General features: G+C 65.9%; 13 protein-coding genes and 1 tRNA gene. 4 read left to right on the top strand and 10 right to left on the bottom strand.

Going from position 1 to position 13,998, the window contains the following annotated elements:
• Positions 1-81 precede the first annotated feature (81 nt).
• The 3 genes from AC1AYR_RS04290 to AC1AYR_RS04280 all read left to right on the top strand — a co-directional run bounded on the left by AC1AYR_RS04290 (position 82) and on the right by AC1AYR_RS04280 (position 4,019).
• Positions 82-1,641 carry an LCP family protein gene (locus AC1AYR_RS04290; RefSeq protein WP_476511541.1) on the top strand — a complete coding sequence of 520 codons (1,560 nt, stop codon included), beginning with the start codon at positions 82-84 and terminating at the stop codon, positions 1,639-1,641.
• Between the two features lie 84 nt (positions 1,642-1,725).
• A complete protein-coding gene (locus tag AC1AYR_RS04285; protein ID WP_476511542.1) occupies positions 1,726-3,609 on the top strand; it encodes an FtsK/SpoIIIE domain-containing protein in 1,884 nt (627 codons plus the stop codon).
• A 131-nt stretch (positions 3,610-3,740) separates the two neighbouring features.
• Positions 3,741-4,019, top strand: a complete 279-nt coding sequence (locus tag AC1AYR_RS04280; protein WP_034526413.1) for a WhiB family transcriptional regulator — start codon at positions 3,741-3,743, stop codon at positions 4,017-4,019.
• A 183-nt stretch (positions 4,020-4,202) separates the two neighbouring features.
• Here the strand turns inward: AC1AYR_RS04280 and AC1AYR_RS04275 are convergent, their stop codons facing one another.
• Together AC1AYR_RS04275 and AC1AYR_RS04270 are read right to left on the bottom strand one after the other, a co-directional pair.
• On the bottom strand, positions 4,203-5,693 hold the full coding sequence (locus AC1AYR_RS04275; protein WP_476511543.1) for a sensor histidine kinase: 1,491 nt from the start codon (positions 5,691-5,693) through the stop codon (positions 4,203-4,205).
• 91 nt (positions 5,694-5,784) lie between these two features.
• On the bottom strand, positions 5,785-7,185 hold the full coding sequence (locus tag AC1AYR_RS04270) for a serine hydrolase (protein ID WP_476511544.1): 1,401 nt from the start codon (positions 7,183-7,185) through the stop codon (positions 5,785-5,787).
• A 159-nt stretch (positions 7,186-7,344) separates the two neighbouring features.
• Here AC1AYR_RS04270 and trhA point away from each other — a divergent pair, with 159 nt between their 5' ends.
• Entirely contained in the window at positions 7,345-8,241 is an 897-nt protein-coding gene (trhA, locus tag AC1AYR_RS04265; protein ID WP_476511545.1) for a PAQR family membrane homeostasis protein TrhA, read from the top strand.
• 110 nt (positions 8,242-8,351) lie between these two features.
• Here the strand turns inward: trhA and AC1AYR_RS04260 are convergent, their stop codons facing one another.
• The 8 genes from AC1AYR_RS04260 to AC1AYR_RS04225 all read right to left on the bottom strand — a co-directional run bounded on the left by AC1AYR_RS04260 (position 8,352) and on the right by AC1AYR_RS04225 (position 13,934).
• Positions 8,352-8,834, bottom strand: a complete 483-nt coding sequence (locus AC1AYR_RS04260; protein WP_476511546.1) for a GreA/GreB family elongation factor — start codon at positions 8,832-8,834, stop codon at positions 8,352-8,354.
• A gap of 117 nt (positions 8,835-8,951) precedes the next feature.
• Positions 8,952-9,356: an FKBP-type peptidyl-prolyl cis-trans isomerase gene (locus AC1AYR_RS04255; protein WP_476511547.1), complete on the bottom strand. Its 405-nt coding sequence runs from the start codon at positions 9,354-9,356 to the stop codon at positions 8,952-8,954.
• Positions 9,357-9,461: 105 nt separating this feature from the next.
• The gene (locus AC1AYR_RS04250; protein WP_476511548.1) at positions 9,462-10,922 is read right to left on the bottom strand and encodes an L-serine ammonia-lyase; all 1,461 of its coding nucleotides are present in this window, start codon (positions 10,920-10,922) and stop codon (positions 9,462-9,464) included.
• 55 nt (positions 10,923-10,977) lie between these two features.
• The gene (locus AC1AYR_RS04245; protein ID WP_476511549.1) at positions 10,978-11,547 is read right to left on the bottom strand and encodes a cadmium transporter; all 570 of its coding nucleotides are present in this window, start codon (positions 11,545-11,547) and stop codon (positions 10,978-10,980) included.
• Between the two features lie 95 nt (positions 11,548-11,642).
• Positions 11,643-11,723 (bottom strand) — tRNA-Leu (locus AC1AYR_RS04240).
• Positions 11,724-11,776: 53 nt separating this feature from the next.
• Complete coding sequence (locus AC1AYR_RS04235; protein WP_476511550.1) at positions 11,777-12,778, bottom strand: Ppx/GppA phosphatase family protein; 1,002 nt, start codon at positions 12,776-12,778, stop codon at positions 11,777-11,779.
• Between the two features lie 32 nt (positions 12,779-12,810).
• Positions 12,811-13,371, bottom strand: coding sequence for a DUF501 domain-containing protein (locus AC1AYR_RS04230; protein WP_476511551.1), 561 nt, complete (start codon positions 13,369-13,371; stop codon positions 12,811-12,813).
• Positions 13,368-13,934 carry an FtsB family cell division protein gene (locus AC1AYR_RS04225; RefSeq protein ID WP_476511552.1) on the bottom strand — a complete coding sequence of 189 codons (567 nt, stop codon included), beginning with the start codon at positions 13,932-13,934 and terminating at the stop codon, positions 13,368-13,370. The genes AC1AYR_RS04230 and AC1AYR_RS04225 overlap by 4 nt, the downstream gene beginning before the upstream one ends.
• Between the last annotated feature and the right edge of the window lie 64 nt (positions 13,935-13,998).

Below are 13,998 nucleotides of genomic sequence, written 5' to 3'. Positions count from 1 at the left end.
CAGGCCCGTATCCGCCCGATGATGTGCAACAGTGACATAGGTTCAGACCACATGTATCCATGACAGGCACGGGGAGGCGGCATGACGCAGGAAGACGAGGGAGCACGTTCTCAAGGGGTTCCCCCGAGCTTCATCCCCGCCGGTTCCCGACGCCGTCCGTCGGCGGAATCCGCTCCGAGCATCGCCGACGGATCGTCATTCTCCCGCACGCAGTCCGCACCGTCGGCGCAGGCCGCTTCGTTCGCTCACGCCGCGTCCGGCGTGACCCCGCCGAGCTTCACCCCCGCACCGTCACGCGCCTCGGCTCGCCATGCCCAGCGATCGTCCCAGGCGACGCCCGCCTCGTTCGCACCGCGTTCCGGCGCATCGGCCTCCGCCGCACCACGCGCAGCCAGGTCGACGGCGTCATCCGGCGGAACCTCCGCCGCCTCCACCCCCGCGCCGGCGATCCACGGCCATGCCGAACAGCCGCGCAGCTTCTCCCCCGCACCAGCCCGCGTCGCACGGCGATCGTCGGGGTCCAGCAACATCGCCGGCGCGCGCAGGCCGGACGATGCCGCGCGGGCGATACGCGCAAGCCGTCCGGCTTCCGTTCGCTCCACCCCTACCGACCATGCCGAACGGAGCAGCGGCGTGCAACGCGTCGGACGCCCGGGCGGCTCGGGGACTCGCACACTGCACCGACTCCGCCATCGCGCCCCGCATATCATCCTCGGCACGCTCGCCGTGCTCGTCATCGCGCTCATCCTCGCCGTGTTCGGCGCATGGCATTGGGTGGACTCCCGATTGAACACGGAGGACGGATGGCTCACTTCCGCGGCGAACACGTCGGCGACGACATGGCTGATTCTCGGCTCCGACGAACGCGACGGCACGACCGGCGGCAGCGCCGACGACACACCGGGCTTCCGCACCGACACGATCCTGGTGCTCACCAAGCCGAAGAACGGCCCCAGCTCGCTTATCTCCATCCCGCGTGACTCGCTCACCCAGGTGGACGGCACCTACATGAAGATCAACGCGGTCGCGCAACTCAACGGCAATCAGGCGCTCGTCGGCACCGTCGAGCAGATCACCGGGCAGAAGATCGATCATATCGCCAAGATCAAATTCGGAGGGCTCACGAACGTGGTCGACGCCGCGGGCGGCGTGAACCTCTGTTACGACGAGACGGTCAGCGACCCGTATTCCGGATTGAATTGGCAGGCCGGATGCCATGTGGCGGACGGTGCGACGGCGCTCGCGTTCTCGCGCATGCGCTACGCCGACGCGAACGGCGACTTCGGCCGCGCGCAACGCCAACGGCAGGTGATTTCCGCGATCGTCTCGAAGGTCTCCTCCAAGGAGGTGCTGGGCAATCCCGCGAAGGCGATGAAGGTGGCCGACGCCGGTCTCGCCGCCGTGACCTTCGACTCCAAGACCACCACCGCCACCCTGATCGACATGGCCCTGACGTTCAAGAACGCCACCGGATCCGACGGCGTCACCGGAAGCGTGTACTGGACCGACCCGGACTATCAGGTCGACGGCGTCGGATCGTCGGTGCTGCTCGACGACACGAAGAACACGGAACTGTTCTCCGAACTCGCGGCGGGCACGCACAAAGCCGGCACCGTAGGCACGCTCGCCGAGAACAGCTGACCGTTGTGTGAAGATTCGTGAGAGCTCCGTCCACATTCCCCGCACCGGTTGCACCGGCCTGTGTCATGCGTCCACACTGGGCGCATGACACGCAGACCATCATCATCGCGACGAAACGAACGGCGAAACGAACGAGACGGTGACGACCCGTCACATCGGGAGGAACGCCTCACCATGGTGGCGACGGCGGCTCCGCTCGTCGCCCAGATCGTCATGCTCGCCGCGCTGCTCGCGATGCGACGCTGGCTGTTCGCCATGATGCTGGCCCCGTCGATCATCGGATGCCTCGCCATGCTGCTCGCGCAGATGGCCCGACGCCGAAGCCGCGATACGACCGACTCCTCCATGGGCGACGAACAGGCGAGGCACGAGGCCATCGACGACAGCACCCGTCTCGACATGCTCGACTCGATCCCATTGGAAGGACTGCTGTCGCTGCGCCCATGCGACGATCCGCTCCCGTGGCGGACGATCGCGCGACGATGGCTGGAACCGCCGTCGATGGACGTGCCCGTAGGTATGCGCGCCGACGGCGTGTTCCATCTCGATCTCGAACGCCAAGGACCTCACGCCCTGGTGGCAGGCACCACCGGATCAGGTAAATCGGTGCTGCTGCAAAGCTGGTGCCTCGCCCTCGCATGCCGCAACACGCCGGACGATCTGCGATTCGTGTTCCTGGATTTCAAGGGAGGCACCGCCTTTCGCGCATTGGAACGACTCCCCCACTGCGTCGGCAGCGTCTGCGACCTGGATCTGCGACATGCCGCACGCGCCCTGCACGCCATCGAAGCGGAACTGAAACGGCGGGAACGTCTCGTCGCCGACGCGCACGCACAGGACGTGAAGGACATGGGAGCGCAGTCCCCGCCCCGCATCGTCATCGTGGCCGACGAGTTCCACGCGTTGAAGGACCAGCTGCCCGACACGGTGGGGAGACTGGTGCGCATCGCCTCGCTCGGACGCGCGCTCGGCATGCACGTGATCGCCTGCACGCAGCACCCGTCCGGACAGGTGTCGGCGGAGATGAAGGCGAACATGTCGCTGGGCATATGCCTGCGCGTGCGCGACGGCGTGCAGTCGACGGAGCTTCTCGGCTCGGCGAAGGCAGCGTACATTCCGCCGTCGCTGCCCGGTGTCGCCTACTGCAACGACGGCGCCTCGGTGGCATCATGGCGATGCGCCGAAACCCGTGAGATTCCGCGACTTGTCGACGCCGCGATCACAGCCGCCCGGTTCCACGGGTGCGTGCCGCCGCCCGCGCTGTTCACGGCACCCCTGCCTCGCCGGCTGGCGGCCCTCCCCGCCGCGACCGCGGTAGGCGGCGTGCCGTTCGCGCTGCGCGACGACGGCATGTCGCTCCACGTCGCGCATCTGCCGCTGGGAGAAGGCAACATCGGCGTGATCGGACAGCACGGCCGGGGCAAGACGAACCTGCTCGCCGTGATCCGTAGCCACATCGCGGCGATGGGGGACGACGGACCGGCGGTACGTCTTACCACGCGCGACGGCGACGGCTATGTGACGCGGCAGGTATGTGACGTTGGCGGGAACGCCTCCCGCACCACCCCTCACCCCGACCTCCCGTCGGGAACGGCTCCCCCATCGTCTTCCGCAACGACCTCTCCAACGTTCTCCCCGACAGCCTCCGTCTGGCTCGTCGACGACGCGGGCCCCCTGTTCGACCCGTTCGGCGACGATCCGCTGTGCGCGGAACTGCGTGGGGCGCTCGCGGACCACCGGATCACGGTGGTGTTCGCCGCGGAGACCAGCCGGCATGTCCGTGTGCCGGAGCATTGCGCGATCCGTGTGGTGTTCCCTACGGGAGACCGCGCCACCGATCAGATGAACGGCATTCCCGGCGACATGTGGGCGTCGTTCGACCGTGACGACATGGTGCTGCCGGGGCGTGCCGTGCTCATCGACCATGCACGCGCCGCGCCGGTGCAATGCGTGCTGGACCGCGGATAGCGCCGGGCGGCGGTCGGCGCGGCGCGGCGCGTCTCTTCATCTCTTTGGCGAAAAGTCTTGAAAATGACGTCCGAACGTGCTTAGGTATATGAAGACAGGATGTAGAAGGCTCGGACAGGAGTGTAACGACGATGAGCAGTGCTTACGATTGGCGCGCCAAGGCCGCGTGCCGTGACAAGGATCCGGAGCTGTTCTTCCCGGTGGGCAACACCGGTGCAGCCTACCAGCAGATCGAAGAAGCCAAGGCCGTATGCCGTACCTGCAAGGTGATTGACGCGTGCCTCAAGTGCGCGCTCGACACGAATCAGGATTACGGTGTCTGGGGCGGTCTGAGCGAGGACGAGCGCCGCCAGCTCAAGCGCAAGGCGATGCGTCTGCGCCGCTCGCAGGCCATGCAGATGCAGATCTGAGATTCCCGCGTTTCCCGTGGTTCACGCATCATGGTGAATCACGACTTTCCGCTTGTATGTGATGAGCCCGACTCCCCTGCACAGGAGTCGGGCTCATCACATTATGGACCACCGCAAGTGTCCCACGTATGGTGCGGCGTTCCATGATGGTGCGGCGCAATGCGTCACGCCGCACCACCGATATCACTCGGCCTGCGCGGCACGCAGCTTCATATCGAGCACCACACGGGTGCCGCCGTCGCGACGCGGCTCCCAGCGCACGGTGCCGCCGAAATCGTTCGTGACGAACGTGTTGATGATCTGTGTGCCGAGACCGGAGCCGGAGGATCGCGCCATGCCGCCCTGCGCCTCCGTGTCGAGACCGGTGCCGTCATCCTCGACGATGACGCTCAGGTTCGAGCCGGAACGCCCCACCGAGATGGTGATATGGCCTTCCTTGCGGCCTTCGAAGCCATGCTCGACGGAGTTGGTGATCAGCTCGGTGAGCACGAGCGACAGCGGGGTCGCGTCCTGGGCGGGCATCATGCCGAACTTGCCGACGAAGTCGATGTCGATGTGCTGGTCGCGCATCGTGGCCACGTCGACGGCCATCTTGAGCAGGCTGGCGATCACCTTGTCGAAGTCGACGACCTCGTCGACCGTCTGGCTCAGTCCCTCATGCACCATGGCGATGGTCTGCACGCGGCGCTGCGCCTCCTTGAGCTCCTTCTTGACCTCCTCCGACTTGGTCTTGCGCGCCTGAAGGCGCAACAGGGCGGAGACGGCCTGCAGGTTGTTCTTCACGCGGTGGTGGATCTCGGAGATCGCTGCGTCCTTGGTCTGCAACTCCTGCTCACGGCGGCGCAGCTCGGTGACGTCGCGGCACAGGACGATGCCGCCGGTGCGGCCGTTCATGTCGTAGAGCGGCAGCGAGCGCACGGATACGGCGGACCGGTCCGTGGTGATCTCGGAGTCGACGGCGGCCTTGCCGCTCAGCACGAGCGGGAGCTGTTCGTCGACCTGTTCGTTCTGCTCGCGCAGCAGGTCGGCGCCGAGTTCGCTCAGATAGTGGCCCTGCATGGTGGTGAGCAGGCCGAGACGACGGAAGCAGCTGATTGCGTTCGGCGAGGCGTAACGGACGATGCCGTCCACGGTGAGCACGATGAAACCGTCGGCGACGCGGGCCATGTGGCGCTGGCTCATCACCGAATCGGAGTACGGGAACTGGCCGCGCGGAATCATCTCGTACAGCTGCTTGCCGGCGTTGATGCTTTCCGACTCATAGCGGCCGTTGGATTCGCGTGTGGCCATGTTGGTCTCGCGCACGACGAGGCCGAGCGTCTTGCCGTTGTGGCGCACGGGCGCGTACACGTTGCAGACGGTGGATTTGCCGACGGTGCGGAGCACGGTGGAACGGAAGACGACGGCCGACTGCATGGCGGCGTCGAGTTCGCCGGTCATGGCTTCGGGCATGACGTCACCGACGACATCGTCGGTGCGCAGCGTCATCACGGTGGAGGGGCGGCATTGTTCGGCCACGACGTAGCGGCCGTCCCCGTTCTGCATGATGAGCAGGAGATCGGCGAAGCTCAGGTCGGCGATCACCTGCCAGTCGGCGACGAGCTGGTGCAGCCATTCCCTGTCCCTGTCGTCGAGGTCCGGCCGCGTTGCGAGTATCTGGGAGAAATCTGCCATGGCTCCCATCATACGCATATGCGCCCGATGCCGGTGGGCTTCGGGCGCATGTCGCATCATCGTGTCGAATCCGCGTGCGGTCGCGTTACCGTCACTGTTTGAGACTGGAGTCGACGGAGGCGAGCACCTGGCTCATGAGCTGGGCCGCGCTCGCCTTGCCCTGGTTCTGCGTGACGACGGAGACCGCGGCCTTGTGACCGTGCGCCTCGACGATGGCGAAGTAGTTCCAGGTGTCTTGGATGCCCATGCCGCGGTGCGCGTGCACGGTCATGCCGGAGGGGATGGAGACGCCTTCGGAGGCGATGTCGACGTTCATCAGGTTGGCGCCGCCCTTCTGTTCCACGGCGGCGAGCATGCGCGCAGTGTCGGCGGAGGAGCTCTGGTTGGTGTAGCCGGCCCTGCTGGCGGCCACGTCGCCGAAGTCGCGGTTGAAGGAGGTGTCGTCGTAGCCGTTGGAGCTCAGCCACGAGTTGACGGCGCTCCAACCTCCCATGGCGGCGACGGCGTTGTTGCCGGCGGTGTTGTCCATGCCGCTCATCATCGCGTTGGCCTGCGAGGCCGCATCACCACCATGGGCCTGCGCGGCGAGGTAGACGGGCAGGTAGAGTCCGGCGGCCTCGAAACGCGTGTGCCCCTGCTTCGTGGAGGCCGGGGAGGCGCTGGAGGACGAACCGGAACCGATCGCCATGGCGGAGACGGCGACGTCGCTGGAGGAGTATTGGTCGGCGATCTTCGACAGCTGGTCGCTGGTGATCGTCGGTGTCTTCGAGGTCTTGGTCTTGCCGGACGAATCCGAGGACGAGGAGCCGGACGAGCCGGATCCCGAGTCCCCATCGGATGACGTCGTTCTGGGGCCACGTGATTCGAGCACGGTCACGGTCGACTTGGCTTTGAGCTTGGTGCCCGGGTCGATGCCTTTGACGCCGATGAAGACGCCCTTTTTCTCGTTCGAGTACTGCTGTTCGATGGTGGTCTCGAATCCGGCGTCCTGCAGGCGTTGCGCCGCCTCGTCGGCGGTGATGCCTTCGCCTCCCGAGACGGTCCATGACGTGTAGTCGGGCACGGTGGCGGATCCCCATACGCCCATCTGATGCGTGACGAATGCGATGCCGCCGAGCACCAACGCCACCACGGCGATGATCGCGACGAGCATGACGGGGTTGAAACCGCTTTTCTTCGCGGCTGCCTCCGATGAGGTTCCCGGCATCGAGACCCCAGGGGCGAAGTTCGGTTGCATGGGTTGCATGGGTTGCGCCGGCTGAGCGGCCTGACTGGTCTGGGTGGCCTGTGCTGCCGACCAGGATTGCGGCTCCACCGGCTGCATGGGCTGGCCGGGCTGGCCATAGGCGTAGGCGTCGGCCGTCGGCTGCGTCACACCACCGTCGAGGATGGTGGAATCGTTCTGCGGCACGGCTCCCGTCAACGGGGTGCCGCATTCCGTGCAGAACGACGCGGATTCCTCCTCATGTCCACATACCGGGCAAACGACCATCGGACTTCCTTTCTCGCCATGTTCTCGGACGACTGCTCCTATGCTAGTCCAAGGCGGGCGAAATCCTTATTCGCGCTTGACTTGCCCGTAACCTACGCTATCGTAGGTTACGGTAACGTAAGTTTTAGATGTGTCAACAATCGAAGGGCCGGAGGCGGCATGGCATACACGAGGAAGCTGACCGACGAGCAGCTGAAGGAGAAACGGCAGGCGGTGATCGACGCACGCGAGCAGGCGCTCAAGGCGCGCGCCGACGCGGCACGCAGCAAGGCCGAGCTCAAGGCGCAGGAGATCCGCCTCAAGGCCGAGGCGAAGGCCAAGCACGTCATCGCCAAGGGCGAGGCCAAGGCGCTCAAGCTGGAGGGCATCGCGCCGGCCGAAGTGGAGCGCAAGATCCGTCTCGACGTGCACGGGCGCCCGAAGCCGGCCATGCGCGGCTGGATCCACGCGGTCGCCTCGCCCCTGTCGCTGGCGGCGGGCATCGTGCTCATCTGCCTCGCCCAGGGGGCGGGTCTCAAATGGGCGTGCGCCGTGTTCATGACCGCGTCGCTCGTACTGTTCACGAACTCCGCCTGCTACCATCTGGGCGATTGGAGCCCCCACGTCACCGACGTGCTGCGCCGCATCGACCATGTGAACATCTTCCTGCTCATCGCCGGCACGTACACGCCCGTCTCGTTCGCGTTGCAGCCGTTCTGGCGCGACTTCATCATCATCTCGATGTGGTCGTGCACGGCGGTCGCGATGATCATCCACGTGATCTGGATCTCCGCGCCACGTTGGCTGTACACGGTGGTGTACATCGTCTTCGGCATCTACGGCCTCGCGTTCATGATGCTGTTCTGGCGCTCCCCCTACGCGGGCCCTGCCGTGGTGATTCTGCTGTGTGCGGGCGGCGCCTGCTACATCCTCGGAGCGATCGTGTACGCGCTGCGCAAACCCGATCCGTGGCCTCGCGTCTTCGGGTTCCACGAAATCTTCCACTGCGGCACCGTCGCCGGATACGCGTGCCATATGGTCGCCATCTACATGGTGATCGTGGCGTTGTGGGTCTGACCGGATCGCCCGCCGAACGATCACCGCAACACGACGGAGCCCTGCTCTTCCCGATTCGATAGGGAAGAGCAGGGCTCCGTTTCATACCCAGCCTACGGCCGGAGCGCAGCTCACACGAGCGGCTTGGACTCCTTGATGGTCACGGAGATCTCACGGCCGTTCGGCGCCTTGTAGCTCACCGTGTCGCCGGCGTTCGCACCGTTGATGGCGGCGCCGATCGGCGACTCGGGGCTGATGATGTCGTGGTCGGTGGCGATGGACAGGTCGCGCGTGCCGAGCACGAACACCTTCTCGCGGCCCATGATGTCGAGGGTGACGAGAGAACCGTCGCCGACCTTGCCTTCCGGCGGGGCGGTGAGGATCTTCGCGTGGCGCAGCTTGACGGTGAGCTCATCGATGCGGCCCTGGTTGACGCGCTGCGCCTCGCGGGCGGCCTGGTAGCCGCCGTTCTCGCTCAGATCGCCCTCCGCGCGCGCGGCGGACACCTTGGCGAGGATCTCATCGCGATACTCGCCCTCACGCCAGGCGAGCTCCTCTTTCATCTTGTCGTACGCCTCCTGCGTGAGCAGGATGTCCTTGTCGTCTTCTGCCATGTCTGTTTCCTTGTCCTGTGCCGACGGTGCCGAAGGCCGCCGCCGATGTCTGTTTGCTATGGATATGCGAAAGCGCCGGATGTCTCCCGGCGCTTCCTGAAGAATCCGCTACCGCGTTCAGCGCGTGGAGATGATGTCGATCACGAACACGAGGGTGTCGCCGCCGCCGATGCCGGCCTGCGGAACGCCACGCGAACCGTAGCCGTACTCCGGCGGGATGGAGACGATGAGACGGGATCCGACGTTGTGGCCCGGCACGGTCTGATCCCAGCCCTTGATGACCTGGCCGACACCGATGCCGAAGCTGGCCGGCTGGTGGCGGTTGAAGCTGGAATCGAACGGCTCGCTCTTGCCCCACACGACGCCGTGATAGTTCACGGTGACGGTGTCGCCGCGGCGGACGATCGGGCCGTCGCCCTCCACGACCTCGACGACCTTGAGACCGGCCGGAGCTTCGTCGGTCGGGAACTCGATGACGGGCGTGGTGCCGAATTCGGCCTGCACGGTGGGCATATCAGCCATGGTTTTGCCTCCTTAAAGCATCACCTTCACGAACACAATGCCGCTCATATTAGCACCGTCCGCCCGAATACGCAGCGAGTTTTCCGCCCAGAGCCGCCATCGCCGTCAGCATTCGACGACGTTGACGGCCAGACCGCCCTTCGACGTCTCCTTGTATTTGGCCATCATGTCCTCGCCGGTCTCCTTCATCGTGCGGATGGCCTGGTCGAGACTCACGATGTGCGAGCCGTCGCCGAGCATGGCCATGCGCACCGCGTTGATGGCGGTGTTCGCCGCCATCGCGTTACGCTCGATGCAGGGGATCTGTACCAGTCCGCCCACCGGATCGCAGGTCAGGCCCAGATTGTGTTCGATGCCGATCTCCGCCGCGTTCTCCACCTGCTCGGGGGTGCCGCCCATCACGGCGGCGAGCCCGGCGGCGGCCATCGAACAGGCGGACCCCACCTCGCCCTGGCATCCGACCTCGGCGCCGGAGATCGACGCGTTGCGCTTGAACAGGTAGCCGATCGCGCCGGCGGTGAGCAGGAACGTGACGACACCCTGCTCGTTCGCATCGTCGACGAAATGCCAATAGTAGTGGAGCACGGCGGGGATGATGCCCGCCGAACCGTTGGTGGGGGCGGTCACGATGCGCCCTCCTCCCGCGTTCTCCTCGGAGACGGCGAGCGCGAACAGGTCCACCCAGGCGGCGTCGGAGCTTTCGAGCACGGCGTCGCGACGCTGCCGGTCGCGGCGCAGCACGTCGGCGTTGGAGGCGAGGCGCGCGTACATCTTCGGCGCGCGGCGGGGCACATCGAGCCCGCCGGGCAGTACGGGCTCGGTGGACGAGCAGCCGTGGTTCACGCATTCGCGCATGACGCGCCACACGTTGTCGATGGCGGCGCGCACCTGCACGCCGGAGCGTGTGGCGGTCTCGTTGGCCCACACGAGTTCGGCGATGCTCAGATGGTGCTCACGACACAGGGTGACAAGTTCGGCGCATGAGGAGAACGGGTAGGGCGCGTCGGGGCCGAAGTCGGTGGACGCGTTGTCGTCCTCGTCGGCGAAGGCGGCGCCTTCCGGAGGACGCTCGTGGATGCCGATCATCAGGTCGTCCGGTCGACCTTGGCGGATGAATCCGCCGCCGATCGAATACCAGACCTGTTCGTCGACGAGGCTGCCGGCCGCGTCGAACGCCTGGAACCGCATGCCGTTGGGGTGGGCGGCCATGCGTTTCCACTGTTCGAAGACCATGTCCGTGTCGTAGTGGAATCCTATGCGTTTGACGCCGGCGAGGTTGAGCGTGTCGTCGAGGGCGCAGGTCTCACGGATGCGCAGCATGTGCTGCGTGTCGACGGTGGCGGGCACGTTGCCTTCGAGTCCGGCCATGACGGCGTGGTCGGTGCCGTGGCCGAGTCCGGTGAGCGCGAGCGAACCGTACAGGGTGACCTTGATCCGGTCCGTGCGCTCGACGAGATTCTCGTCGCGCATCGAGGCGACGAACGCGTGCGCGGCGGACATCGGCCCGACGGTGTGCGATGAGCTGGGACCCACGCCGATGGAGAACATGTCGAGGACGCTGAACATGGGACTTCCTCCTGTCTGCTGTTCTACTACCTACTGCTGTCTATCGGCCTTGTCGTCATCGGCCGAGCGCGGAGAACATCATCACGGCGCAGACGAGGCCGAGTGCGGCGAGCACGATCTGCACGGCGAGCAGTGCGATCGCGACGCCGCGCTTCGCGGCGAGCTTCGGCGCGAACATCTGGGCGAGCATGGCGGCGACGAAACCGAACACCGCATAGTTGACGGCCACGGCGGCGACATCGCCGTTGGCGAGCACGACGCCGTTGAGCGGCTGGTCGAGCGAGTTCATCACGGAGGTCATCACGAACAGTCCCCAGATGCCGTAGCCGATCGCGCCGACGACGCCGTAGGCGAACGGTTTGAACTTGTCGCGCATGCGCAGGGTGAACGATTCGACGCACCACAGGAGCGCGAAGCCGACGACGTACGTGTAGGCGACGGCGACGAACGTGACGACGAGCGCCCACGGCACGAGCGAGGCGACATTGCCGATCATCGCGAGATAGAAGCCGGAGCAGGCGATGGCGCCGATGGCGAGCACGGTGCCGATGATGATGTTCTGCGCGAGCATGATCGGCATTCCGGTTGTGGTGTCCTTGTCGACGTGGGTCCAGCTGGACGGCATGGCGTTCCTCTCCTTCACGTGTGCGCGGTGTCGGGACGGGGAACGAGCCTAGCCGCCGTATGTTTCGGCGGTTTGTTTCCGGATGATGACGAAAGTGCCCCCGGTGGGACTCGAACCCACAACGCCGAAGCGATCGATTTTAAGTCGACTGCGTCTACCGATTTCGCCACGGGGGCTTTGGCCGGTCGGAACCGACCGTGCCATTGTACTATGCCATGCGCCGCCGCGCTCAGCGCGCCGCGAGCAGTCGTCGACCGTAGTCGAGGACGATGCCGTCGAGCAGACCGTGCTCGCTGGCCACGTACGAGTCGATGGCCTCGCCGTGGTCGAGACGCGCGGCCTCGCTCACCTTGGCGAGCACGCGGTTCCAGACGACGGCGCCGCCGCCCACCACGTCAATGCGCCCGGGGTGGATCGTCTTGTAGTCGCGGCGACGTTCGCGCGTCATGCGCAGGAAACGGTCGTCGATGGCGGTCGCGTCGGCGATGGACAGGCGATGGCCGTCGACGACGGAATGATCGTATTCCTTCAGTCCGATGGCGAGCGCGGTCATCGTGGTCACGGTGCCGGACACGCCGATGATGGTGCGCGCGCGTCCGGCGGGCACGGTGCGGAACGCCTCGTCGATGTGCGCGTCGACGTCCTCGACAGCTTCGGCGATCTCCTCCTCGGTGGGCGGGTCGGTCTTGAGGTGGCGCTCGGTCATGCGCACCGATCCGATGTTCATCGAAAACGCGGCCTCGACCTGCGTGGCGGGCGTGGACTCGCCGTCGCCGCCGATGACGAGTTCGGTGGAGCCGCCGCCCAGGTCGACGACCAGATAGGGCGGTTTGAGGTCGCCGCGGTCGACGACCGACGTGGCGCCGAGGAAGCTCAGGTCGGCCTCCTCGATACCGGGGATGACTTCAGGACGCACGCCGAGGATCGACTCGATGCCGTCCTCGAACTCCTCGCGGTTCTCGGCGTCGCGTGTGGCGGAGGTGGCGACGAATCGGATGCCGTCGACCGGATGCTCGGCGAGGATGCCGGCGAACTCGCGGGCGGCCGCGTAGGCGCGTTCCAGCGCCTCGTCGGCGAACCGGTGCGTCTTGTCGACGTCCTGGCCGAGTCGGATGACGCGCAGCACGCGCGGCACGATCTCGGTCATGCCGTGTTCGTCGACGCGCGCGACCTTGAGTCGGATGGAGTTGGTGCCGCAGTCGATTCCCGCGACGGTCACCGCCTTGCCCATGAGTGGCTTCCTTTCCTTCTGTTCCGGTACGTCTATTCGAGCACGCTGCAGCGGCAGACCGCCGGATCGAACTCGTCCTTGACACGGTCGAGTACCATGTCGCCGATCGGGTTGGCGCCGCGTCCCATGACGAGCGACTGGGCGATCAGCGCGTGCAGGCATTTGACGCGCACGGGCATGCCGCCCGCGGACGTGCCTTCGATATGCTCCTCGGTGTCGCCGAGCTTGACGGCGATCTCGTGGCGGAATGCGAGATACAGTTCATGCGCATGCGCGTAGGCGGCCTTCACGTCCTCGTCTTCGGCGACGAGTCGACTGTACTCCTGCATCACGCCGTCGGCCTCCACGTGGGAGGCCGCCTTGACGGCCTCCGGGCTGGTCAGATAACAGGTGGTGGGGAACGGCACGCCACCGGGCAGCAGCGGACGGGTGACGACGGCGAGCGGACGGCCGCACACGCAGCGCGCGCCGACGGCAGCCATGCCGCGCGGATAACGTCCGAGCTGGTGTTCGACGATGGTGATGTCGTTCTCGGTCGCCGGATGGTCGAGAATCCGGTCGGCCAGTGCGATCGGGTCGATGGTGGTGGTCACTGTTGGTCCTTCTTGGTCGTGGTCGTATCCGTCGAGGTGGAATCCTGCTGCGTTCCGGATTGGCTCTGCGTGCCCGCGGAGTTCTTGGATGCCGGCGAGTCGGCCTTCTTGAACGCGTACGACAGTTCACTGTACCAAGGCAGCTGCTTCGACGTGTCCGTGTCCGTGCTGGTCTTCGTTCCTCCGCCGCTGCCGTCGCCGGTCACCGCCTGCGGGTTCTGCACGCGCACCGGCGTCTCGCCGGGGAAGACGAATCCGAGGCGTTCGCGCGCCTGCGCGGCCACGTAGTTCTTGTCATTCCAGCGGGAGATGTCGTTCTCCAGTTCCTGTTTCTGGGCGACGAGCGCCGCCTCTTCACGCTTGAGACTGTTGAGATGGGCGAGATCGGCCGCATACGTGTTGAATGTGGAGACGAGCTGGATGGTGCCGACCGCGATGATGAACAGGGAAACGAAGAAGGCGATCGGGCCGGAGTTGCCGGAACGACGGCTTTTCTTCGCTTTCGCGGATTTCACGGAGGTCTTGCTTCCCCCCGCGCGCGATGTCCGGTTCCGTGTGGTCATGGGCAACAAAATACCCGTCGCGTTCGACGGAACACGACGGGTATGTGCATTACGCTACCGCCGC

The sequence above is a fragment of the Bifidobacterium sp. LH_417 genome (assembly GCF_056357035.1).
The sequence above is the reverse complement of the archived record's forward strand: the minus strand, read 5'-3'. Positions and strand labels throughout refer to the sequence as shown.